Origin of the sequence: Vagococcus proximus (genome assembly GCF_029143285.1) — a bacterium.
GTDB classification, from domain to species: domain Bacteria; phylum Bacillota; class Bacilli; order Lactobacillales; family Vagococcaceae; genus Vagococcus_D; species Vagococcus_D proximus.
Window position 1 is genome coordinate 231881 of record NZ_JAPDSH010000003.1, and the last position, 22552, is coordinate 254432.

General features: G+C 37.5%; 28 protein-coding genes. 3 read left to right on the forward strand and 25 right to left on the reverse strand.

Annotated features, from left to right (window positions below; genetic code table 11):
- Nucleotides 1–19: 19 nt before the first annotated feature.
- From rplN to rpsL, 17 genes are all read right to left on the reverse strand, one after another.
- A complete protein-coding gene (rplN, locus tag OL233_RS05745; RefSeq protein WP_126831831.1) occupies nucleotides 20–388 on the reverse strand; it encodes a 50S ribosomal protein L14 in 369 nt (122 codons plus the stop codon).
- A gap of 53 nt (nucleotides 389–441) precedes the next feature.
- Nucleotides 442–714 carry a 30S ribosomal protein S17 gene (gene rpsQ / locus OL233_RS05750; protein ID WP_126831832.1) on the reverse strand — a complete coding sequence of 91 codons (273 nt, stop codon included), beginning with the start codon at nucleotides 712–714 and terminating at the stop codon, nucleotides 442–444.
- Nucleotides 715–738: 24 nt separating this feature from the next.
- Complete coding sequence (gene rpmC, locus OL233_RS05755; protein ID WP_126831833.1) at nucleotides 739–927, reverse strand: 50S ribosomal protein L29; 189 nt, start codon at nucleotides 925–927, stop codon at nucleotides 739–741.
- Nucleotides 917–1351: a 50S ribosomal protein L16 gene (gene rplP / locus OL233_RS05760; RefSeq protein WP_166006953.1), complete on the reverse strand. Its 435-nt coding sequence runs from the start codon at nucleotides 1349–1351 to the stop codon at nucleotides 917–919. The genes rpmC and rplP overlap by 11 nt, the downstream gene beginning before the upstream one ends.
- A 2-nt stretch (nucleotides 1352–1353) precedes the next feature.
- Nucleotides 1354–2019 (reverse strand): 30S ribosomal protein S3, encoded by a 666-nt coding sequence (rpsC, locus tag OL233_RS05765; protein ID WP_126831835.1) that lies wholly within the window; start codon nucleotides 2017–2019, stop codon nucleotides 1354–1356.
- 18 nt (nucleotides 2020–2037) lie between these two features.
- Nucleotides 2038–2385: a 50S ribosomal protein L22 gene (rplV, locus tag OL233_RS05770; protein WP_126831836.1), complete on the reverse strand. Its 348-nt coding sequence runs from the start codon at nucleotides 2383–2385 to the stop codon at nucleotides 2038–2040.
- A 22-nt stretch (nucleotides 2386–2407) separates the two neighbouring features.
- Nucleotides 2408–2686: a 30S ribosomal protein S19 gene (gene rpsS / locus OL233_RS05775; protein ID WP_275471391.1), complete on the reverse strand. Its 279-nt coding sequence runs from the start codon at nucleotides 2684–2686 to the stop codon at nucleotides 2408–2410.
- Between the two features lie 44 nt (nucleotides 2687–2730).
- Nucleotides 2731–3564 (reverse strand): 50S ribosomal protein L2, encoded by an 834-nt coding sequence (gene rplB, locus OL233_RS05780; RefSeq protein ID WP_275471392.1) that lies wholly within the window; start codon nucleotides 3562–3564, stop codon nucleotides 2731–2733.
- Nucleotides 3565–3607: 43 nt separating this feature from the next.
- Complete coding sequence (locus OL233_RS05785; protein ID WP_275471393.1) at nucleotides 3608–3898, reverse strand: 50S ribosomal protein L23; 291 nt, start codon at nucleotides 3896–3898, stop codon at nucleotides 3608–3610.
- Nucleotides 3898–4521 (reverse strand): 50S ribosomal protein L4, encoded by a 624-nt coding sequence (rplD, locus tag OL233_RS05790; RefSeq protein WP_275471394.1) that lies wholly within the window; start codon nucleotides 4519–4521, stop codon nucleotides 3898–3900. The genes OL233_RS05785 and rplD overlap by 1 nt, the downstream gene beginning before the upstream one ends.
- Nucleotides 4522–4546: 25 nt before the next feature.
- Nucleotides 4547–5176 (reverse strand): 50S ribosomal protein L3, encoded by a 630-nt coding sequence (rplC, locus tag OL233_RS05795; protein ID WP_126831841.1) that lies wholly within the window; start codon nucleotides 5174–5176, stop codon nucleotides 4547–4549.
- A 25-nt stretch (nucleotides 5177–5201) separates the two neighbouring features.
- Nucleotides 5202–5510, reverse strand: a complete 309-nt coding sequence (rpsJ, locus tag OL233_RS05800; RefSeq protein ID WP_126831842.1) for a 30S ribosomal protein S10 — start codon at nucleotides 5508–5510, stop codon at nucleotides 5202–5204.
- Nucleotides 5511–5727: 217 nt separating this feature from the next.
- Complete coding sequence (locus tag OL233_RS05805; RefSeq protein ID WP_275471395.1) at nucleotides 5728–6510, reverse strand: hypothetical protein; 783 nt, start codon at nucleotides 6508–6510, stop codon at nucleotides 5728–5730.
- 108 nt (nucleotides 6511–6618) lie between these two features.
- On the reverse strand, nucleotides 6619–7806 hold the full coding sequence (tuf, locus tag OL233_RS05810; RefSeq protein WP_126831844.1) for an elongation factor Tu: 1188 nt from the start codon (nucleotides 7804–7806) through the stop codon (nucleotides 6619–6621).
- A 107-nt stretch (nucleotides 7807–7913) separates the two neighbouring features.
- The gene (gene fusA / locus OL233_RS05815) at nucleotides 7914–9998 is read right to left on the reverse strand and encodes an elongation factor G (RefSeq protein WP_275471396.1); all 2085 of its coding nucleotides are present in this window, start codon (nucleotides 9996–9998) and stop codon (nucleotides 7914–7916) included.
- 104 nt (nucleotides 9999–10102) lie between these two features.
- Nucleotides 10103–10573: a 30S ribosomal protein S7 gene (gene rpsG, locus OL233_RS05820; protein ID WP_126831846.1), complete on the reverse strand. Its 471-nt coding sequence runs from the start codon at nucleotides 10571–10573 to the stop codon at nucleotides 10103–10105.
- Nucleotides 10574–10628: 55 nt separating this feature from the next.
- Nucleotides 10629–11051, reverse strand: coding sequence for a 30S ribosomal protein S12 (gene rpsL, locus OL233_RS05825; protein ID WP_126831847.1), 423 nt, complete (start codon nucleotides 11049–11051; stop codon nucleotides 10629–10631).
- Between the two features lie 296 nt (nucleotides 11052–11347).
- Between rpsL and rpiA the strand changes: the two genes are divergently transcribed.
- From rpiA to gpmA, 3 genes are all read left to right on the forward strand, one after another.
- A complete protein-coding gene (gene rpiA, locus OL233_RS05830) occupies nucleotides 11348–12031 on the forward strand; it encodes a ribose-5-phosphate isomerase RpiA (protein ID WP_275471397.1) in 684 nt (227 codons plus the stop codon).
- Nucleotides 12032–12135: 104 nt separating this feature from the next.
- Entirely contained in the window at nucleotides 12136–12900 is a 765-nt protein-coding gene (locus tag OL233_RS05835; RefSeq protein ID WP_275471398.1) for a formate/nitrite transporter family protein, read from the forward strand.
- Nucleotides 12901–13011: 111 nt separating this feature from the next.
- The gene (gene gpmA / locus OL233_RS05840) at nucleotides 13012–13698 is read left to right on the forward strand and encodes a 2,3-diphosphoglycerate-dependent phosphoglycerate mutase (protein ID WP_275471399.1); all 687 of its coding nucleotides are present in this window, start codon (nucleotides 13012–13014) and stop codon (nucleotides 13696–13698) included.
- A 39-nt stretch (nucleotides 13699–13737) separates the two neighbouring features.
- On the opposite strand, the gene OL233_RS05845 is transcribed toward gpmA, so the two are convergent.
- The 8 genes from OL233_RS05845 to OL233_RS05880 form a co-directional block, all read right to left on the reverse strand.
- Nucleotides 13738–14910: an iron-containing alcohol dehydrogenase gene (locus OL233_RS05845; RefSeq protein ID WP_275471400.1), complete on the reverse strand. Its 1173-nt coding sequence runs from the start codon at nucleotides 14908–14910 to the stop codon at nucleotides 13738–13740.
- 106 nt (nucleotides 14911–15016) lie between these two features.
- Nucleotides 15017–15721, reverse strand: coding sequence for a purine-nucleoside phosphorylase (gene deoD, locus OL233_RS05850; RefSeq protein WP_275471401.1), 705 nt, complete (start codon nucleotides 15719–15721; stop codon nucleotides 15017–15019).
- A gap of 37 nt (nucleotides 15722–15758) precedes the next feature.
- Complete coding sequence (locus tag OL233_RS05855) at nucleotides 15759–16580, reverse strand: purine-nucleoside phosphorylase (protein ID WP_126831853.1); 822 nt, start codon at nucleotides 16578–16580, stop codon at nucleotides 15759–15761.
- A 12-nt stretch (nucleotides 16581–16592) separates the two neighbouring features.
- Nucleotides 16593–17759, reverse strand: a complete 1167-nt coding sequence (gene deoB / locus OL233_RS05860) for a phosphopentomutase (protein ID WP_275471402.1) — start codon at nucleotides 17757–17759, stop codon at nucleotides 16593–16595.
- 99 nt (nucleotides 17760–17858) lie between these two features.
- The gene (locus OL233_RS05865) at nucleotides 17859–18812 is read right to left on the reverse strand and encodes an ABC transporter permease (protein WP_275471403.1); all 954 of its coding nucleotides are present in this window, start codon (nucleotides 18810–18812) and stop codon (nucleotides 17859–17861) included.
- A gap of 1 nt (nucleotide 18813) precedes the next feature.
- Nucleotides 18814–19872 carry an ABC transporter permease gene (locus OL233_RS05870; RefSeq protein ID WP_275471404.1) on the reverse strand — a complete coding sequence of 353 codons (1059 nt, stop codon included), beginning with the start codon at nucleotides 19870–19872 and terminating at the stop codon, nucleotides 18814–18816.
- Complete coding sequence (locus OL233_RS05875; protein WP_275471457.1) at nucleotides 19865–21415, reverse strand: ABC transporter ATP-binding protein; 1551 nt, start codon at nucleotides 21413–21415, stop codon at nucleotides 19865–19867. Before OL233_RS05875 ends, OL233_RS05870 begins: the two co-directional genes overlap by 8 nt.
- Nucleotides 21416–21485: 70 nt before the next feature.
- Nucleotides 21486–22547: a BMP family lipoprotein gene (locus tag OL233_RS05880; RefSeq protein WP_275471405.1), complete on the reverse strand. Its 1062-nt coding sequence runs from the start codon at nucleotides 22545–22547 to the stop codon at nucleotides 21486–21488.
- Nucleotides 22548–22552 lie beyond the last annotated feature (5 nt).

Sequence of the window (22552 nt, forward strand, 5' to 3'; positions counted from 1 at the left end):
TCCTTTTGACAAGAATTGATTATAAAACTTCTGGTGCAAGTGAAATAATTTTCATGAAGTTGTCATCACGTAATTCACGAGCAACTGGTCCGAAAATACGTGTACCACGAGGACTCTTGTCGTCACGGATAATAACACAAGCATTTTCATCAAATTTGATATATGAACCGTCATTACGACGAGCTCCAGTTTTAGTTCTTACAATAACAGCTTTAACGACTTCACCTTTTTTAACAACTCCACCTGGTGTTGCTTGTTTAACCGTAGCTACGATGATATCACCGATATTAGCTGTTTTACGTCCTGATCCGCCTAACACTTTAATTGTTAGTACTTCACGAGCACCTGAGTTATCAGCTACTCTCAAACGACTTTCTGTTTGGATCACTATAGTATCCTCCTTTCAGATTTTAAGCTTCAATCTATATAGGAAAATCTCGCTTAGATAATAACTGCTTCTTCAACGACCTCTAATAAACGGAAACGTTTTGTAGCGGATAATGGACGAGTTTCCATAATTTTCACGATGTCTCCTGTTTTAGCAACATTGTTTTCATCATGCGCTTTGTATTTCTTTGAATATTTAACACGTTTACCATATTTTTTATGAGCGTTACGAGTTTCTACGACAACAACGATAGTTTTATCCATTTTGTCTGAAACAACGCGGCCTTGGTAAACTTTACGTTGATTTCTTTCTTGATCTTGAGTCATTCGTCTAATGGCCTCCTTCCAATGTTACTTTTCTTGTTCACGCAACACTGTTTTAATGCGTGCAATCGATTTACGCACTTCTTGAATACGCGCAGTGTTTTCTAGCTGACCTGTAGCAAGTTGGAATCTTAAGTTGAATAATTCTTCTTTAAATTCCTTTTCTTTCTCAAGCATTTCGGCAGTGGTTAACGCTTTGATATCTTTAACCTTCATTCGATTCACCACCCATTTCCTCACGTTTTACAATCTTAGTTTTAACAGGTAATTTGTGAGAAGCAAGTCTTAATGCTTCACGAGCTACGTCTTCTGGTACTCCAGCGATTTCAAACATGATTTTACCACGTTTAACTGGTGCAACCCATCCTTCAGGAGCCCCTTTACCTTTACCCATACGAACGCCAATTGCTTTCGATGTATATGATTTATGAGGGAAAATTTTAATCCATACTTTCCCGCCACGTTTCATATAACGTGTCATTGCGATACGTGATGCTTCAATTTGGCGGTTAGTAATCCATTTTGATTCAACAGCTTGTAAACCGTATTCACCAAATGCTACCTCTTTACCACCTTTAGCTTCTCCGCGCATTTTACCTCTAAACTCACGACGGTGTTTCACACGTTTAGGTACTAACATGATTATTTCCCTCCTTTCTCAGTGTTTTTCATACCAGGAAGAATTTCTCCGCGATAGATCCACACTTTAACTCCTAGTTTTCCGTATGTTGTATCTGCTTCTTCCCATGCATAGTCAATATCAGCACGTAATGTATGTAATGGAACAGTTCCTTCTGAATATCCTTCAGCGCGGGCAATATCTGCACCGTTCAAACGACCAGAAACTTGAGTTTTGATCCCTTGTGCTCCACTTCTCATTGTACGTTGGATTGCTTGTTTTTGAGCGCGACGGAATGCCACACGATTTTCTAATTGACGAGCAATTCCTTCTGCTACTAATTTAGCATCTAAATCTGGTTTTTTAATTTCCACAATATTAATATGGATTTCATTAGGTTTTCTACCAGTTAATTTAACTAGTTCTTTTCTAATGTTCTCAACTTCAGATCCACCTTTACCAATAACCATTCCTGGTTTAGCTGTATGTAGTGATACGTTCACACGTTTTGCAGCGCGTTCGATTTCTACTTTTGAAACAGCGGCATCGGCTAGTCTAGATGAGACAAATTTACGAATTTTTAAATCTTCGTGTAAATATTCAGCATACTCTTTTTCAGCATACCATTTAGCGTCCCAATCACGGATGACGCCGACACGAAGTCCAATAGGATGTATTTTTTGACCCACTGATTGTCCCTCCTTCTTTTACTTCTCAGTCACTACTACTGTAATGTGACTTGTTCTTTTGTTGATTGGTGATGCTGAACCTTTCGCACGAGGACGGAAACGTTTCATCGTTGGTCCTTCGTTAACAAATGCTTCAGATACTACCAAATTCTCAACATCTAAATCATAGTTATTTTCTGCATTGGCAACAGCTGACATCAATACTTTTTCAATAATTCCAGCCGGTTTATTCGGTGTGAATTTTAAGATTGAAATAGCTTCTGCTACGCTTTTCCCTCTGATTAAATCGATCGTAATACGCGCTTTACGAGGTGAAGTACGAACTGTTTTTGCAGTTGCTCTTGCTGAAGTAATTTGTTCTGACATTTGAAATTCCTCCCCTCAATAATTAGCGTTTTGTTTTTTTATCGTCAACAACATGCCCACGATATGTTCTTGTTGGTGCAAATTCACCTAATTTGTGTCCTACCATGTCTTCTTGAATATAGACAGGAACATGTTTACGTCCGTCATAAACAGCGATTGTATAACCTACAAAGTTAGGGAAAATCGTTGAACGACGTGACCATGTTTTAATAACACTTTTCTTTTCAGAATCTTTTTGAGCTTCAACCTTTTTCATTAAATGCTCATCAATAAAAGGTCCCTTCTTCAAACTACGGCCCATGGTGAACCTCCTCTCAAATTATATGGCTTTAAGCCACGAGTGTTTTATTTTGTTTTGCGACGTCTAACAATAAGTTTGTCAGATGCAGCTTTCTTATTACGAGTTTTGTAACCAAGCGTTGGTTTACCCCAAGGTGTAACTGGGCTAGGACGTCCGATTGGAGCTTTACCTTCACCACCACCGTGTGGGTGATCGTTCGGATTCATTACGCTACCACGTACAGTTGGACGTTTGCGCATCCAACGGCTACGGCCGGCTTTACCAATGTTGATTAATTCGTGTTGTTCATTACCTACAGCACCGATTGAAGCACGACAAGTAGCTAAGATCATACGGACTTCACCTGAATTCAAGCGAACTAAGACGTATTTACCTTCTTTACCTAAAACTTGTGCTTTAGTACCAGCTGAACGGATTAATTGTCCGCCTTTGCCTGGTTTCATTTCGATATTGTGGATAACTGTACCAACTGGAATGTTTGCTAATGGTAACGCGTTACCAATTTTAATATCAGCATTATCGCCTGATACAACTTGCATTCCTACTTCTAATCCTTTTGGTGCTAAGATGTATGTTTTCACACCATCAGTATAGTGGATTAAAGCGATATTAGCAGATCTGTTTGGATCATACTCGATTGTTTTAACAAGTCCAACAACGTTGTCTTTGTTACGTTTAAAGTCAATCACGCGGTATTGACGTTTGTGCCCGCCACCTTGATGGCGTACAGTAATACGTCCGTTGTTGTTACGACCAGCATTGTTTTTAAGTGGTTGTAATAACGTTTTTTCGGGCGTTGAAGTTGTGATTTCAGCGAAATCAGAACCTGTCATATTACGACGGCCGTTAGTGGTTGGTTTATACTTTTTAATTCCCACGTCTATGTTCCCTCCTATTTAAAAATTAGAGTCTTGACCTGAATTATTCAGCGTCAAACAATTGAATTTCTTTTGATTCTTTAGTTAACGTCACGATAGCTTTACGACGTTTTTTCGTATATCCTGCATATTTACCCATGCGTTTTAATTTTGGTTTAACGTTCATGATGTTTACGTTTTTAACTTTAACACCATCAAACGCAGCCTCTACTGCTTGTTTCACGTGAGTTTTGTTAGCACGAGTATCCACATCAAATGTGTATTTTTTCTCGTCCATAGCTAACATTGAAGCTTCTGTGATAACTGGGCGTTTAATTACATCTAGTAATTCCATTATGCAAGCACCTCCTCTACTTGAGTAAGAGCAGCTTGAGTAATTAACATTTTATCGTTAGCTACTACATCCAACACGCTTACGTTGTCTGCTTCTACAACAGATACGTTTGGTAAGTTACGAGCTGATAACGCTGCGAAGTCGTTGCCGCTTTCTAAAACGACTAAAACTTTAGTTGTTACATCTAATTTTGCTAAAACCTCTTTAAATCCTTTTGTTTTTGGTGCGTCAAAGCCTAAAGCGTCAACAACAACAAATTTTTCTTCAGCAACTTTTTCTGATAATACAGATTTGATCGCTAAACGACGAACTTTTTTAGGAAGTTTGTAGCTGTATGAACGTGGTGTTGGTCCGAAGACTACTCCACCGCCACGCCATTGTGGTGAACGGATAGAACCTTGACGCGCACGTCCAGTTCCTTTTTGTCTCCACGGCTTACGTCCACCGCCGCGAACAGCACTACGATTTTTAACCGCGTGAGTTCCTTGTCTTAATGAAGCACGTTGCATGATGATTGCATCAAATACAACACTTTCGTTAGGCTCAATCCCGAAAATTGTATCGTTTAACTCAACAACTCCGTTTTTTGATCCATCTTGTTTAAATAATGCTACAGTTGGCATTCCTTAGTCCTCCTCTCTTCAACAATTATTTCCCAGTTTTCACTGATTTGATTTGTACTAATGATTTTTTAGAACCTGGTACATTACCTTTAATTAAGATAACATTTTTTTCAAGATCTACACGTACAACTTCTAGATTTTGAATAGTGACACGATCGCCACCCATTTGACCAGCTAATTTCTTGTTCTTAAATACTCTATTCGGATCTACTGGACCCATTGACCCAGGACGACGGTGGTAACGAGAACCGTGACTCATTGGTCCGCGAGATTGTCCGTGACGTTTAATAACGCCTTGGTAACCTTTACCTTTAGTTGTTCCTGTAACGTTAATGATGTCTCCTGCTTCGAAGATATCTACCTTAATTTCTTTACCTACTTCGTAATCTCCTAGCTCAACATCTTTAAACTCTTTAATGAAGCGCTTAGGAGCCGTGTTTGCTTTTGCAACATGACCTTTCGCCGGTTTGTTCGCTAAGACTTCACGTTTGTCTTGATAACCTAATTGAACTGCTTCGTAACCATCTGTATCCATTGTTTTAACTTGTAAAACAACGTTTGGAGTAGCTTCGATTACAGTAACTGGGATTAACTCGCCATTTTCAGTGAAAACTTGCGTCATTCCTACTTTTTTTCCTAAGATTCCTTTAGTCATGAGTGCACCTCCATCCATTTAATTTTTATAACTTGATTTCAATATTCACACCACTTGGTAAGTCAAGCTTCATTAAAGCATCAACTGTTTTTGGTGTTGGGTTCACAATGTCAATCAGACGTTTGTGAGTTCGCATTTCGAATTGTTCGCGAGAATCTTTGTACTTATGAGTCGCACGGATTACAGTGTAAACTGAACGATCTGTTGGTAACGGAATCGGACCTGATACGTCAGCTCCAGTTCTTTTCGCTGTTTCAACGATTTTCTCCGCAGATTGATCTAAAATACGGTGTTCATACGCTTTTAAACGGATACGAATTTTTTGTTTTGCCATTTTTGTTCCCTCCTTCGCCTATTTTGAAAAGTAGACATAGCTCCACGAAAATACCGACACAGCCTCCCATGGCAATGCGTCCGGGTGTGTCGCAACCTCTCGCTTCTCAGCCGCAGGGTTTCTACTAACATCCCCACTCGTGACCGCTATATAATAACAGCACCTTAGCTAGTATACTAAAAAAAAAGCTCACACGCAAGCTTTTTTTTTAAATAAATTAAAAAACATCACTAGGAGACTCTATTGCATTTTCATTATTATTCTCAGCTGTCTCTCCAACATGATCTTGGTCATTTTGATTAACTTGCGTCTCACCAATTTGTCCCTCTAACACCTCTGTTGTTTCTGTAACATTCATTTCGATTGATTGAGTTTCCGTGAGTTGAGTTTCTGTTTCTGTCAGTTGAGTCTCTGTTTCTGTCAGTTGAGTCTCTGTTTCTGTTATTTCTGTTTCTTTAGCTTTACTATCCGCTCCAACCGAATAGCCTATAAAACCTTCGAGAAACATTCTGATTTCTATAACTTTGTCCTTAAAATCATCTTTTTCTAACTTTTCAATTTTATCATTAAGTTTTTCTAATTTATCAGCTGTTACACCTTCTTTAACAGGAGCCTCTTCTATATACTTATCACCTATTAATACAGGAGTCTCAAACATACTATTCAATGTATTTTGTATATCCCATTTTTGTTTTGCTTTTTTTAGCAATTTCTTCTCAGAAGACGATAGTTCATCAGACTCTTTTTCCAATGCTTCTATTGATTCAATTGAGATATCTTTGGCTAAGAAAATCTTTTTAGAATTTAAAAATATCTTATCTATCTTATTATTATCTTTTTTCTCACTCTTTGTTTCAGTTGTCTTGATAACTTTAACTTTATTCTTTGATACCTCTTCACCCTTAACATTCGAATTATAATACGTTGTACCTAGCAGCAAAGATCCAACAGCAAATGCACCTGATACAGTAACAAGTAATCCGTTTTTAAACTTCCCCATTATTATTACCTCTTTCTTTTTAAATGCAATCCACTACATTTTACACCATAAGCCATGCATAAACAACAAAAAAAACCAAGAGCAAAAGCTCTTGGTTTTAAAGATAGATTATTTAGTGATTTCAGATACAACACCTGAACCAACAGTACGTCCACCTTCACGAATAGAGAAACGAGTTCCCTCTTCGATAGCGATTGGGTGAATTAATGTTACGTCGATAGTAACGTTATCACCAGGCATTACCATTTCAGTACCTTCTGGTAACTCGATAACACCAGTTACGTCAGTTGTACGGAAATAGAATTGAGGACGGTAGTTAGTGAAGAATGGAGTGTGACGTCCACCCTCTTCTTTTGATAGTACATAAACTTCAGCACTAAATTGAGTATGTGGAGTGATTGTTCCAGGCGCAGCTAATACTTGACCACGTTGGATATCTTCACGTGCAACACCACGTAATAAAGCTCCGATGTTATCGCCAGCTTCAGCGTAATCTAATAATTTACGGAACATTTCAACACCAGTAACAGTGATTTTAGCAGTTTCTTCAGCGATACCTACTAATTCAACTTCGTCACCTACTGAGATAGTACCACGTTCAACACGGCCTGTAGCAACAGTACCACGTCCAGTAATTGAGAATACATCCTCTACTGGCATCATGAATGGTTTGTCATGGTCACGTTCTGGAGTTGGGATGTAAGCATCAACTTCAGCCATTAATTCCATGATTTTATCTTCGTACATTTCTTCGCCTTCTAGGGCTTTAAGAGCTGAACCAGCAACGATTGGAGTATCGTCTCCTGGGAAATCGTATTCGCTTAATAAGTCACGAACTTCCATTTCTACTAATTCTAATAACTCTTCATCATCAACCATATCCATTTTGTTTAAGAATACAACGATGTATGGAACACCAACGTTACGAGAAAGTAAGATGTGTTCACGAGTTTGTGGCATTGGGCCATCAGCAGCAGATACTACTAAGATAGCTCCATCCATTTGTGCAGCACCAGTGATCATGTTTTTAACGTAATCCGCGTGACCTGGGCAATCCACGTGAGCGTAGTGACGGTTTTCTGTTTCATATTCGATATGAGAAGTTGAGATTGTGATACCACGTTCTTTTTCTTCTGGAGCATTATCGATATCAGCGTAGTTTTGAGCTTCACCGAATCCTTTTTTTGATAATACAGTTGCGATAGCAGCTGATAAAGTTGTTTTACCATGATCGACGTGTCCGATTGTACCAACGTTTACGTGTGGTTTTGAACGGTCAAATTTTTCTTTAGCCATTTTAAGTTCCTCCTAGGAATGTTATTTTTTTATTTCGAGACAGGTTAATCCTGACATCGTTATTACAATTTTACACGATAACCTACTAGATTGACAAGAGAAGTCAATTAGTTAGAACCGCCATTTTTCTTAATGATTTCTTCTTGTACTGATTTCGGTACATCTTCGTAATGATCAAATGTCATTGTGAAGACACCACGACCTTGAGTCGCAGAACGTAAAGTAGTTGCATAACCGAACATTTCAGCTAATGGAATCATAGCACGAACTACTTGAGAGTTCCCACGAGCTTCCATACCTTCAACGCGGCCACGACGTGACGTTACGTGTCCCATGATATCACCTAAGTAATCTTCAGGGATAACAATTTCAATACCCATAATTGGTTCTAAGATTGCAGGTTGAGCTTTTTTAGCAGCGGCTTTAAGCGCCATAGAAGCAGCAACACGGAATGCAGTTTCATTAGAATCGACATCATGGTATGAACCATCGTAAAGTTTCGCTTTAATATCAACTAAAGGATAACCAGCTAATACACCATTATCCATAGAAGCTCTTAAGCCCGCTTCAACTGCTGGAATATATTCACGAGGAACAACCCCACCAACGATAGCATTTTCAAAGGCAAATCCAGCACCCTCTTCATTTGGAGTGAATTCAACCCAAACATGTCCATATTGACCTTTACCACCAGACTGACGTACAAATTTACCTTCAGCTTGAGTAACAGGCGCACGGAAAGTTTCACGGTAAGAAACTTGAGGAGCACCTACGTTAGCTTCTACTTTGAACTCGCGACGCATACGGTCTACAAGGACGTCTAAGTGAAGCTCACCCATACCAGCGATAATTGTTTCACCAGTTTCAGGGTTTGTTGATGCACGGAAAGTTGGATCTTCTTCAGATAATTTTTGTAATGCAGTACCCATTTTATCTTGGTCAGCTTTTGATTTAGGCTCAATAGCAACTTCAATAACTGGCTCCGGGAACTCCATTGATTCAAGAATAACTAGGTTTTTCTCGTCACATAGAGTATCTCCTGTTGTTGTATCTTTAAGACCAACAGCAGCAGCGATGTCCCCTGCATATACTTCTGAGATTTCTTCACGAGAGTTAGCGTGCATTTGTAAGATACGTCCTACACGTTCACGTTTCCCTTTAGAAGCGTTTCTCACGTATGAACCAGATTGTAAAACACCTGAGTAAACACGGAAGAATGTTAAACGACCTACGAATGGGTCAGTCATAACTTTAAATGCTAACGCAGCAAATGGAGCGTCATCAGTTGATGGTACAACCACTTCTTCGTCAGTATCAGGGTTGATACCTGTAATCGCAGCAACATCAGTTGGTGCAGGTAAGTAGTCAATAACGCCATCAAGCATTAATTGAACTCCTTTATTTTTGAAAGCTGATCCACAGTAAACTGGGAATAACTCAACATTAATTGTCGCACGACGGATAGCCGCGTTTAATTCTTCAATTGAGATTTCTTCGCCTTCTAAGTATTTCATTGTTAATTCTTCATCAGTTTCAGCTACAGCCTCAACTAATTTTTCACGCCATTCAGTAGCTAACTCTAAATATTCAGCTGGAATTTCTTCTTCGCGAATATCTGTACCTAAATCGTTGGTGTACATTTCAGCTTTCATTGTGATTAAGTCGATAATCCCAGTGAACTCATCTTCTGCACCGATTGGTAATTGAACAGGTACTGCGTTAGCTTGTAAACGATCATGTAACGTACTTACTGAGTATAAGAAGTCCGCACCAATTTTATCCATTTTATTAATGAATACTGTACGAGGAACTCCGTAAGTAGTTGCTTGACGCCATACTGTTTCTGTTTGTGGCTCAACACCTGATTGCGCATCAAGTACTGTAACAGCACCATCTAATACACGTAATGAACGTTCAACTTCAACAGTGAAGTCTACGTGTCCAGGAGTATCGATGATATTTACACGGTGGCCTTTCCATGAAGCTGTTGTTGCCGCTGAAGTAATTGTAATACCACGTTCTTGCTCTTGTTCCATCCAGTCCATTTGAGAAGCTCCATCATGAGTTTCTCCAATTTTATGAATTTTACCAGTGTAGTATAAAATACGTTCAGTTGTAGTTGTTTTACCAGCATCAATATGGGCCATGATACCGATATTACGAGTTTTATCTAGGGTAAATTCTCTAGGCATTCTAATTTCTCCTCTCTTGTGATAAATGTTTCTTAGTAAATCAAGTCAACCATCTGAATCTTCCCAACGCAAAGAAGCGCCCGGAAGAAACAGAGAGGATTATTTTACCAACGGTAATGAGCGAACGCTCTGTTGGCATCTGCCATTTTATGAGTGTCTTCACGTTTTTTAACTGAAGCACCAGTGTTGTTAGCAGCATCCATGATTTCTTTAGCTAAACGCTGTTCCATAGTGTGTTCACCACGTAAACGAGCATAGTTAGCTAACCAACGAAGTGCTAATGTCATTTGACGTTCTGGACGAACCTCAACTGGCACTTGGTAGTTAGAACCACCCACACGACGAGCTTTTACTTCTAATACAGGTTTAATGTTTTCCATCGCTTGATTGAAAACTTCGATTGGCTCATTTCCTGTAGATTCTTTAATAATATCAAAGGCGTTATAAATAATGTTCGCCGCAGTACCACGTTTACCATCAATCATAATACGGTTGATTAAACGAGTTACATCTTTTGATTGGAAAATTGGATCAGGTAAAACTTCACGTTTTGGAGCTGGACCTTTTCTTGACATTCCAAATTCCTCCTTCCGATTCTGAATTTTTTAGTTTATTTGTAGTTGCTTATAATTAAGCTTTTTGTGGTTTAGGTTTTTTAGCACCATATTTAGAGCGGCTTTGTTTACGGTCAGTAACACCGGCAGTATCAAGCGCACCACGTACGATATGGTAACGAACTCCTGGTAAATCTTTTACACGTCCTCCACGGATCAAGACAACACTATGTTCTTGTAAGTTATGTCCGATACCTGGAATGTAAGCAGTAACCTCAATGTTATTAGACAAACGAACACGAGCGTATTTACGTAACGCTGAGTTGGGTTTTTTAGGTGTCATTGTACCCACACGTGTACATACTCCACGTTTATGAGGAGCGTTTGTATTTGTTAGAGATTTTTTCAAGCTGTTATAGCCTTTTCCTAAAGCAGGAGAACCTGATTTAGTTACTTTTGATTGACGAGATTTACGAATTAATTGATTAATCGTTGGCATTCTAATTTCCTCCTTCCCTAAAGGGTTTTCTAGTCCCACACATCCTGGTGGGTCATTTTTTTTGATAAAAATAAGCAAGTTAACTTGCTAGTTTTATCTCAAAAATGCTACATGGACAGTATTCAAATCGACTGTACTTTAAGCACCGTTTAGATAATACCATGTTTTCGGAAAAACTGTCAACCTCTTTCAATATATTTTTTATAATTACTTCATTTGCCTATGCTTGTCACACAAACAATTATATAATGTTAATTGTAGTTAATTTTACTTTTATTATATAGGAGGAATCTAAAATGAATTTAAAACAAATGGTCGGGATAGAAGCTGCTACACATGTAACCGATGGTATGATTGTTGGTCTTGGTACAGGGTCAACTGCGTACTATTTAGTTGAAGAAATAGGGCGTCGCATAGCCGAAGAAGGGCTATCTATTACGGGTGTTACAACATCTAAAGCTACAGAAAAACAAGCATTAGGATTAAATATCCCATTAAAAAGTATCGATGAGGTCCCTTATGTAGATATCACAGTTGACGGCGCAGATGAAATTAGCTCTGACTATCAAGGTATCAAAGGCGGCGGTGCTGCCCTTTTGTTTGAAAAAATAGTTGCTAGTAATTCGAAAAAAAACATTTGGATTGTTGATGAATCTAAGATGGTTGAGACTCTTGGGAAATTCCCTTTACCCATAGAAGTTATTCCTTATGGCTCTCAACAATTACTTAAAAAATTTGAAGAAAAAGGGCTTAATCCTAAACTTCGCTTAACAGCTGATAACGAACGACTAAAAACTGACAGCGATAATTACATCATCGATTTACATATGGAAACTATCCCAAACAATAAAGTTAAACAGCTAGCCTCTTGGTTAGATACTCTAACAGGTGTTGTAGAACACGGTCTTTTTTTAGATATTGTAGATACGGTTATCATTGGAAAAGGAACCTCACCCGAAACAATAAACGTTTCTCGTTAAACTAATGTGACAATATACACAAACACTCTTTTAATCTCCTTTATACTATATTATAATAAGTCAGTAAGATAATTTATTCACAAAGTGTAAAGGAGTTTTTATTTATGTATTCACCAGATGAAATTTTAGAAAAAAGTATTGAAATGGGCACTAAAAAAATTGCAAAACCTCTATTAGCTAAACTTATTTTAGGTTTTATCGGAGGAGCGATGATTTCACTTGGCTATCTTGGCTATATTCGTGTCATCTCTTCTGTTGCGGAACAATGGGGTAGTTTTGCATCCTTTATCGGAGCATGTGTATTTCCAATAGGCCTAATCGTCATTCTTTTGGGCGGTGGAGAACTAATCACAGGAAATATGATGGCTGTCGCTGTCGCTTGGTTCGATAAAAAAGTATCTGGAAAAGACCTTGCTATCAATTGGCTGACTATTACGTTCGCAAACTTTTTAGGCGCATTATTTGTTGCATACTTCTTTGGTCATGTAACTGGACTAACAACTTCTGGTCATTTCTTAGAAGAAACTGCCACAGTTGCACAATCAAAAATTGCCGCAACGCCTATACAAGCTTTTATATCTGGTATTGGTTGTAATTGGTTCGTAGGTCTATCACTTTGGTTATGCTATGGTGCAAAAGATAGTGCGGGTAAAATTTTAGGTATTTGGTTCCCTGTTATGACCTTCGTTGCTATCGGATTCCAACATAGTGTTGCTAATATGTTCGTTATCCCAGCTGCCATTTTTGAAGGTAATGCTACATGGTTACAATTTATTCAAAATGTTATTCCCGTATATGCTGGAAATATTATTGGTGGTGCCATTATGGTTAGCGGACTTTACTACCTTGCCTTTAAACATCATGATTAATCATGATGTTTTTTTATTACTCAAAATCCTTATCAGTGGCACTTATTTATTAATAGCGTTAAAATAAAGTTGTAAATAACCGTCATTTATTTGATAGAAAGAGGCAGCATTATGAGAAAACTAATTTTTGTAAGACATGGGCTTAGTGAATGGAACGCCCTTAATCAATTTACTGGGTGGGTTGATGTAGACTTAAGCGAAAAAGGTGTAGAAGAGGCCAAAAGTGCGGGTAAAAAAATTAAAGAAGCAGGTATTCAGCTAGATGTTGCTTATACTTCTGTCTTAAAGCGTGCCATTAAAACCTGTCATTATGTTTTAGAAGAGTCTGATCAACTTTGGGTTCCTGAATATAAATCATGGCGCCTAAACGAAAGACACTACGGTGCTCTACAAGGTCTTAATAAAAAAGAAACTGCTGAAAAATATGGAGACGAGCAAGTCCGGGAATGGAGAAGATCATACGATACACTTCCTCCTCTATTAGCAAGTGATGATCCCGACTCAGCAACACAAGATCGACGTTATAATAACTTAGAACGTCGAACAATTCCTGGTGGTGAAAATCTGAAAGTCACACTTGAAAGAGCCATACCTTATTGGGAAGACAAGATTGCCCCTAGCCTATTAAAAGGTGATATCGTTTTAGTTGCCGCTCATGGAAATTCTTTACGTGCGCTTGCTAAACATATTGAAAATATTTCTGATGACGATATCATGGGATTAGAAATACCCACAGGTCAACCCCTAGTTTATGAATTAAACGACGACTTAAGTGTTTCAAAAAAATACTACTTATAATAAAAAAACCTCTCCTTAAAGAAGAGGTTTTTTTTATGCTTAAAAGCAGTTTAGTAAAATTTCTTCTACATCATCTGCTGTTAACGGAACATAGGCTGTTGTAGCCAACGTACTATGTTCTACCGCTTTCTCAGACATCAAACGGATTTTTTCTTTATCTATACCTACTTCTGGTAAGGTCATTGGAATTTCCCACGAGACAAAAGCATCATAAAGAGCTTGAATACCTTCTTTAGCAACATCGAAAGCATCTTTTCCGTTACTATCAATTCCCCATACATTTTCAGCGTACTCAACAAATTTAGTAACAGTTTGATCATTTAAAACATGTAACATCCAACGCGGTGTTATGATTGCCAAACCTATACCATGTGTAATATCATAATAAGCACTCAACTCATGCTCTATTGCATGACATGACCAAGTTCCTTTTTTCCCTGCTCTTGTTAAACCATTCAATGCAAGCGAACTTGACCACATTAAATTAGAGCGCGCTTCATAATCATCCGGTTTGTTCAGTGCGATAGGAGCATATTTAATAACTGTTTTCATAATTCCTTCAGCCATTCTATCTTGAACAACAGCTTCTGTATTTTGTGAGAAATAACTTTCTAGTAAATGACTGGTTATATCTGCTGAACCTGCCGCAGTTTGCCATTTTGATACTGTATAAGTATACTCTGGGTCTAAAATAGAAGCACGGGGAATCATAGCTACTCCGCCTGTACTTAACTTTTCATTTGTTTCAGGGTTAGTTAATACTGACCCCATGTTCATCTCTGAACCTGTTGCAGCCATCGTTAACACCGTAACCAAAGGTAAGGCTTTCTGAACAAGACTTCTATCTTGGGTAAAGTCCCAAGGATCACCTTCATAATAGTACGCCGCTGCAATTGCTTTTGAGCAATCAATTGTCGACCCACCACCGACTGCTAAAACAACATCTATATCATGTTCATGACACAATTCTGCACCCTTACGAACCGTATCAATTCTTGGATTAGGTTCTACTCCTGCTAATTCAGTAATCGTAAAATCAGAATCTGGCAATAACTGATAAACTTCATCATAAATCCCATTAACTTTAATACTTCCACCACCATATACTAGCAATACATTTTTACCGATTTCTGAAATAATTTTTGTTAATTCTTTTATCTCACCTTTACCAAAATGAATACTTGTTGGTGCATAAAAATTAAAATTTTCCATATAAACCCTTCTTTCTTTTCTACTGTAATAGAATATCGTTTTTCAACTAAAAATTAAAGTATTCTTACTTACAAAAAGATGCCAATCTAATAGATTGGCATCTTTTTTAATTAATTAACGTATCTAACGCAACAATAATCATTTCGTCAAAGGTTTCTTGACGTTCTTCTGACGTCGTTTCTTCACCAGTAATCATGTGATCACTTACTGTCATTAAACTCAAAGCTTGCACGCCATATTTAGCAGCGACATAGTAAATAATAGCAGCTTCCATCTCTACTGCCAAGACACCGTGTTCGCCTAATTTAAATATATCATCTAAGCTATCTTTATAAAAAACATCATCAGATAAAACATTTCCCACATGAACATTAAACCCTTTGTCTTTAGCAACCATATATGATTTCATCAACAAGTCAAAATTAGCAATCTGGGGGAAATCATGTTTTGGAAAATCATTTCGAACAATAGCTGATGTTGTTGCCGCTGCTTGAGCCAAAACAATATCTCTCACATGAACATCTTTTTGAATAGATCCACACGTTCCTACTCGAATTAATTTCTTAACATCGTAATCTTTAACCAGCTCAGTCACATAAATTGCAGCTGAAGGCATTCCCATTCCAGTTCCTTGAACTGAAACACGTTCGCCTTTATAAGTACCAGTAAAACCATACATACCACGGACTTCATTATACAAGACTACATCTTCTAAGAATTTTTCTGCAATATACTTCGCTCTAAGTGGGTCCCCGGGTAATAAAACTTTATCCGCTACTGCCCCTTTTTCTGCTCCAATATGGATACTCATCTTGGCACCTCTTCTTTAATTTGATTAATAAACTGCTTTAGATATTTTTAAGTGTTTGTTTAATCAGCATTTTGAAATCAGCTTTTACACGTTCTGTTGTTTCAACAACTTCTGCATGATTTAAGTTAGCTTGCATTCCAGCTGCTAAGTTAGTTACACACGTGATACCTAACACACGCATGCCCATGTGACGAGCAACAATTACTTCAGGAACTGTAGACATACCCACCGCATCAGCACCCATTACTCGAGCCATGCGAACTTCTGCTGGCGTTTCATAAGTAGGTCCCGTGAAGCCCATATAAACACCTTGTTGTAACGTAATTTTTAAATCCGCAGCTACTTTACGAGCTACTTTACCATATTCAATATCATATGGCTCAGACATATCAGGGAAGCGTGGACCCAAGTTTTCATCGTTTTCACCAATTAGAGGATTAGTTCCAGTAAAGTTGATTTGATCTGTAATCAACATTAAGTTTCCTGGAGTAAATGATGTATTCACACCACCAGCAGCATTAGTCACTACCATTGAATGAGCACCTAGTGCATTCATAACACGCACAGGGAAGGTAACAACATCCATTGTATTCCCTTCATAAAAGTGGAAACGACCTTGCATAGCTAATACAAATTTATTTTCTAATTTACCGTATACCAACTGTCCTGCATGACCTACGACAGTCGAAACTGGGAAGTTTGGAATCTCTTCATAAGGAATTACTATGGCATCAGTAATTTCCTCAGCTAGTTCTCCTAAACCTGAACCTAAAATCAAACCAAAATCGATTTCTTTAACACCTTTACTTTTAATAAACTCAGCTGTTTCATTTAATTTAACGCTTAATGTTTTAGTCATTGTGTTCTCCTTTTATTTTAAGTCTTTTAAGAAACTAGTTCCATTTTCTGTCGCAGGAACGTCAAAGTTCTCAGCAATAGTAGCCGCAATATCTGAATAGAAACCTTGCGGTAGAGAACCATGGCCAGTCATTTTTTTACTGTAAGCTAATAGTGGAACATATTCTCTTGTGTGGTCTGTTCCTGGGAACGTTGGATCATTACCATGGTCAGCTGTAATTAGTAGCAAATCATCTTCTTCCATCGCTGCATAAATCTCTTCTAAACGACCATCAAAATCTTCTAGAGCTTTACCGTAGCCAACAACATCACGACGATGACCAAATAGAGCATCAAAGTCTACTAAGTTAGTGAAACTTAAACCAGTAAAATCTTTCTTCATAACTTCTAATAACTGATCTACACCATCCATATTTGATTTAGTACGAACAAATTCAGTAATACCTTGAGCATTAAAGATATCGTTAATTTTACCTACTGCAATAACATCTTTTCCGCCTTCTTTTAATGAATCTAATACAGTATGACCAAATGGGTCTAACGCATAATCATGACGATTAGCTGTACGTTTAAAGTTACCAGGCTCTCCTAAATATGGACGCGCAATAATACGACCAATCATATATGGATCGTCTTTAGTAATTTCACGGACGTACTCACAAATTTTATACAACTCTTCTAATGGGATAACTTCTTCGTGTGCTGCAATTTGTAAAACTGGATCTGCAGACGTATACACTATTAAATCGCCTGTTTTCATTTGATGTTCACCAAAATCATCAATAACGGCTGTTCCACTATATGGCTTATTACATACTATGCCTCTTCCTGAAAATTCAGAAATTTTATCTAATAACTCTTGCGGGAATCCTTCAGGGAATACTCTAAAAGGCGTTTCGATGTTCAAGCCCATAATCTCCCAATGACCCGTCATAGTATCTTTACCCACAGAAATTTCTTCTAATTTAGTAGCGTAGCCTTTATGATCAGAAATTGCTTTGACACCTTTTAGTGGTTCAATTGTTCCTAAGCCTAATTGTTCCATTTCTGGAATATTTAATCCAGCTTCTTCTGCAATATGTCCTAATGTATGACTACCTAAATCTCCAAATTTTTCTGCATCTGGCGCTTCTCCAATACCAACTGAATCTAATACGATTAAATGTACTCTTTTAAACATCTTAATTCCTTCTTTCTTTTCCAATTCGACTAAATTATAGTCATTTCAAGCACAAACGTGCCATAAGGTCAGTAAAACTTACCTTGGCACGTCGGCTTATTATTTTGATTTAATATATGTTTTACCGATTGCCTTAGGTGCTTTAGATGACCCAATAAACAATACTAATACAATTACTGTTAAAATGTAAGGTGCAACTTGCCAGTAAACAGGTGCTAAATTTTCTAATCCTGGAATTTGTGGTCCAATTACACCAAGACTTTGCGCTAATCCGAAGAATAACGCTGCGCCTAGTGCACCTAGCGGATTCCATTTACCAAAAATCATCGCTGCCATAGCAATAAACCCTTGTCCTGTAATTGTTGCTCTTGAGAATTGAGAAGATACTGATTGTACTAATACAGCACCACCTACTCCTCCTAAGAACCCTGAAATTAAAACACCTGCATATTTCATTTTATAAACACTAATACCTAATGTATCTGCAGCTTGAGGATTTTCCCCAACAGCCCTTAAACGTAGGCCGAATTTTGTTTTAAATAAAATAAAATATGATAATACAGCTACTAAAATCGCAACATAGGCTGGTGCAGATGTGTCTTTAAAAAGAATATCACCAATAAAAGGAATATCTTTTAAGATAGGAAAACTAAATTTACCAAAACGCTCTTGGATAATATCAGTTTGCCCACGATCATTAAAAATTAAACGTGTTAGAAACACTGCTAAACCTGGTGCCATTAAATTAATAACTGTACCACTGACAATATGGTCAGCGCGCCAATTAATTGTCGCTACTGCATGGAATAGTGAAAATAATATTCCTGTCGCACCACCTATCAATAATGAAACCCAAGGTGTTGCAGCTCCCAAAACATCTGCTGTAAATAAATTAAACACACAGGCACTAAATGCACCCATTACCATAATACCTTCTAAACCAACGTTAACTACGCCGCCTCGCTCAGAAAATGTTCCACCTAGAGCTGTAAAAATTAAAGGTGCTGAATACACTAGAGTCGAAGAGACAACGATCACTAAAAATTGTAACATCTTACATCTCTCCTTTCTGTGCATTTTTGTCGAATTTAGCTAATAAGTAACGGATAACATAACTTGCACCGACGAAGAAAATAATAGATGCAATTACAATTTCTACAACCTCTTTCGGAATTCCCGCACCCGGCATACTTAAACCACCGACTTTTAAAATACCGAATAAGATTGCTGAGATAAAGATCCCAATCGGATGACCATTTCCTAATAGAGAAACCGCCATACCGTCAAACCCAATCTCTGGAACTGCTGCCATAACATAAATGTTTTGGAATGTTCCAAGACCTTCAATAACACCACCAAGACCTGCTAACATCCCTGCAATAACCATGGCTAAAATAATATTTTTATTTGCGCTCATACCTGCATATTCTGAAGCAAACGGATTAATACCAACTGATCGTAATTCGAATCCTGCTGTTGTTTTCTTCATCAATACCCAGATGACAATAATTGCAATAATCGCAATGAAAAGTCCTGCATTCAAACGAGATCCACCACTAATTTGTTGTAAAAAGGGAACACGTAAGCTTGCGTTTTGTGAAATCATTTCTGTTGCATCTTTATCTGTTGTTAAAACATTACGAACTAAGTGATTACTTATATATAAAATTGTGTAGTTTAACATAATCGTTACAATGACTTCACTTGTTCCAAATTTCGCACGCAAAACTCCTGCAATTCCTGCGTAAAGACCACCTGCAACTGCACCACCTACAATACACATTGTAAGTAGGATTGGTTTTGGTAAATCAGCAAAGGCTTGGGCAATTGACACCGATGCCAACCATCCACATAGCGCTTGACCAGCAAGACCTATATTAAAGAATCCCGCTGTATAGGCTACTGAGAATCCTAATGCGGTTAAAACTAAAGGCGATGCCAAACGGAAAACTTCACCAATATTATAAGTACGACCAAATGCGCCTTTCAGCATTGCACCGTATCCTTCAATTGGGTTATATCCCGAAACTAACATAACAATAGCTCCTAAAATAAGACCAAAAAGAACTGATATTACCGGAACTGCTAGACTCTGTAAATTCTTTTTACTCATGTCCTTCTGCTCCCTTCACAGTTGCATCTTGTGCTAAATTAGCTCGTGCCTCTTCTATTGACATACCTGCCATCAACAACCCAAGCTCTTGCTCAGTCGTTTCTTTTGGATCTACAATCCCTGTAATTGTTCCTTCAAACATTACAACAATTCTGTCAGAGACATTTAAAATTTCATCAAGCTCAAAGCTTACACATAATACACCTTTACCATTATCACGTTGTTCAATTAAACGTTTGTGAATATATTCAATTGCACCTACATCTAACCCACGTGTTGGTTGGGAAACAATAAGTAAATCTGGATCACGATCAATTTCTCTCGCAATAATTGCTTTTTGTTGATTACCACCTGATAAAGCAGATGCTGGAACTGTCTCACTTGGTGTTCTTACATCAAACTCATCAATTAATTCAATAGCATGACTATTTATGTATTTATAGTTTAGTAAACCGTTTTTACTGTTAGGTTCTTTATAGTAGGTTTGTAGTGCAATATTCTCAGATAGCGTCATCGGCAATACTAAACCAAACTTATGTCTATCTTCCGGTACATGTCCTACACTATTTTCAGTAATTTGACGTGGTTTTAAGTTCGTCATATCTTTACCATTTATTTCAATAGTTCCACTTTCAACTTTACGCATTCCAGTAATAGCTTGAATCAACTCACTTTGACCGTTACCATCAATCCCTGCAATCCCTACAATTTCACCTGCACGAACTTCTAAATTCATGTTTTTAACAGCATCTAGACCACGATTTTCTTTTACAATTAAATTAGAAACCTTAAGAACTGCATTTTGTGGATTTGATGGACCTTTCGGTGTCTTAAATGACACCGAACGTCCAACCATTAAATCTGCTAGTTCTTGAGAGCTAACATCTGCTACTGTAACTGTATCGATACTTTTACCTCTACGAATAATGGTACATCTATCCGCTACTGATTTAATTTCATCAAGTTTGTGAGTAATGATAATTAATGATTTTCCTTCTGCAACTAAACCGTGCATGATTCCTATCAATTCTTCAATTTCTTGAGGAGTTAATACTGCAGTAGGCTCATCAAAAATCAATAAATCAGCCCCACGATATAACGTCTTCAGAATTTCAACACGTTGTTGCATGCCGACAGATATATCTGATACCAATGCATCTAAATCAATGTTAAAACCATATCTATCCGAAACAGCTTGGATTTCATCATAAGCTTTTTTCTTATCTATGGTAACACCTTTTACGGGTTCGCTACCTAAGATAATATTTTCAGCAACAGTAAAATTATCAATAAGCATGAAATGTTGATGTACCATCCCTATACCTAGTTGACTCGCCACTGTTGGATCTGAAATCTCTTCTAGTTTTTCATTGATATAGATTTCTCCTGAAGTTGGTTGTAATAACCCTGACAGAATATTCATCAATGTTGATTTCCCCGCACCATTTTCACCTAAAAGTGCATGGATTTCGCCTTTTCTAACATTCAAATTAATATTATCATTCGCTTTAAATGTTCCAAAAGCTTTGGTTATATTTTTCATTTCAATCACGTGTTGTGATTTTTCCACTTTTTTCACGTCCTTACTATTTCGGATGAATGATTTTTAATAATTATTTTTTAGCTGGTTTTTCTGGTACTTCAATTTTACCTTCTTTGATTTCTTCTTTAGCTTTGTTAACTGCCGTTTTAATTTCATCTGATAATTGACCTTCACTTAAATCAACACCATCTTCTTTAAGACCGTATACTAAATGTTCACCACCAGGGAATTTCCCATCATTCGCTTGAGTAGCTAAATCTTGAACAACTTTTGAAACACCTTTTAATGTAGATGTTAATGTAACGTTTAAATCGCCTTCTTTACCTTCCGCTGTTTGGTCACGGTCAACACCAATTACCCAAACTTTTTTATCTTTGTCTGCTTTAATAATATCTTTTGCTGCTGTAAATACACCATTACCTGTATCTCCTGATGCATGGTAGATAATATCGATTCCTTTACCATACATTGCTTCAGCAGTTGCTTTTCCTTTTGGAGCATCACCGAATGAGCCAACGTATGAAGAACTCACATCGATATCTTTGTTAACTGATTTAACACCGGCTTCAAAGCCTGCATCAAAACGTCCAATTACATCACCTTCTTGACCTCCAACGAAACCAACTTTATTTGATTTAGTTGTCATAGCTGCAGCAATCCCTGCTAAGTAAGCCGCTTCGTTATCTTTAAACACCACTGAAGCTACATTATCTTTACCGTCAATTTGATCATCAATTAAGACAAAGTTTTTGTCTGCATTTGCTGCCGCTGCTGCGTCAATTGCAGGTTTTAATTTATATCCAATTCCGAAAATAGTTTCAAAACCATCGTTTAAAGCTGTATTAATGTTAGTATCAAATTCTGAATCTGAGTTAGATTGATAATAGTTAAAACCACCATTACCCTTTTCTAATTTGTTTGCTTTACCCCATTCTTGTAAACCTTCCCAAGCTGATTGGTTAAATGATTTATCATCAACCCCACCTAAGTCAGTAACTAATGCGACTGTATGTTGACCGTCAGAACCTTTGCTTTCCTTTTTGTCACCTTTATCATTACTTCCGCATGCTACCAATGTTGTACATAATCCTAAAGCTAATAAACCCATTCCAAATTTTTTAGATACCTTCATTTTTA